Source organism: Bradyrhizobium sp. PRIMUS42, from assembly GCF_023006515.1.
In the GTDB taxonomy this organism is placed as follows: domain Bacteria; phylum Pseudomonadota; class Alphaproteobacteria; order Rhizobiales; family Xanthobacteraceae; genus Bradyrhizobium.
In genome coordinates, this window is the sequence record NZ_JALBGZ010001074.1 from 1 (window position 1) to 1506 (window position 1506).

At 65.0% G+C, this 1506-nt stretch carries 1 protein-coding gene; it reads right to left on the reverse strand.

The genetic code is table 11. The features are described 5' to 3' along the window. Positions 1-1264 (reverse strand): Tex-like N-terminal domain-containing protein (locus MOV75_RS37685; RefSeq protein ID WP_309487007.1); only part of this gene is annotated, 1264 nt, incomplete at its 3' end. Between the last annotated feature and the right edge of the window lie 242 nt (positions 1265-1506).

The window sequence follows — 1506 nt, forward strand, 5'->3', positions numbered from 1 at the left end:
GCACGCGGTTGCGTTCACCGCCGGAGAGCGCGCCGACCTTCTTCTGCTGGTCGGCACCCTTGAAGTTGAACGACGAGCAATAGCCGCGCGAGTTGACCTCCTTCTTGCCGATCGCGATCAGCTCGACGCGGTGCTTCAACGCGAGCTTGCCGAGGATCGCGAGCGACTCGTTCCACTGCCGCTGCGGCTCGTGCGGATAGATCACCGCGGTATCGACCACCTTGCCGGTTGCATCGGTGACGGCGACCTTGACGCCGGTGCGGTAGCCGGGATCGAGACCCATGGTGACGCGGGTGCCGGCAGGCGCGGCCAGCAAGAGATCGCGCAAATTGGACGCGAACACGCGCACGGCCTCGGTCTCGGCGGCGTTCCACAGCCGCATGCGCAGGTCGATGTTGAGATGCACCTGGATCTTGGTGCGCCAGGCCCAGCGCACGGTGTCGATCAGCCAGCGATCACCGGCGCGCTTGAGGTCGGCGATGCCGAACCGCTTCATGATCTTCAATTCATAGGCGCTGGGCACGCCCGGCGGCGGCGCCTCGGCCTCGGCCTGGATTTGCAGGTCGAGGATCTCTTCCTTCTCGCCGCGGAACATCGCGAGGATGCGGTGCGACGGCAATTTGGTCAGCGGCTCGGAGAACTCGAAATAGTCGGCGAATTTTTCGCCCTCGGTCTTCTTGCCGTCGCGCACCTTGGACGCCATGCGCGCATTGGTCCACATCTCCTCGCGAAGCGCGCCGATCAAATCGGCGTCCTCGTCGAACCGCTCGACCAGGATGGCGCGGGCGCCGTCCAGCGCAGCAGTGGCATCCGCAACGCCCTTCTCGGCGTTGACGAAGCTTTCCGCCACGACTTTGGGATCGTTGGTGGGTTCCGCCATCAGCTGATTGGCGAGCGGCTCGAGGCCGGCTTCCTTGGCAATCTCCGCCTTGGTGCGGCGCTTGGGCTTGAACGGCAGATAGATGTCTTCGAGGCGGGCCTTGCTGTCGGCGGCGAGAATGGAGGCCTCGAGCGCGGCATCGAGCTTGCCCTGCTCCCGAACTGATTCGAGGATGGCCTTGCGGCGGTCTTCGAGCTCGCGCAGGTAACCCAGGCGCTCTTCCAGGGTGCGCAATTGCGCGTCGTCGAGCGCACCGGTCGCTTCCTTGCGGTAGCGGGCGATGAAGGGAACCGTGGCGCCGCCGTCGAGCAGCGTCACCGTCGCCTCGACCTGCTCGGCCCGAACCCCAAGCTCTTGCGCAATTTTCTGGTTGATATTTGCCACGCGAGAATTCCTCTATCCAAGCACGCAATACGGGGGCGAACCACCGACCACGGGACGCCGCTTATGGACCAACCGGGGTTGATTCATCAAGGTACCGCGGGCGACCGTCGACAGGGGATTTTTTGTTGAACCGATGCGATCTCGCCACATTCGTGGGGATGCCGGCTCGCCCGTGCTCTGCACGCGTGTCCCGGACGCGCTGCAGCGCGCAAGCGCTGCGGCGCAGAGCCGGGACCCAGGAG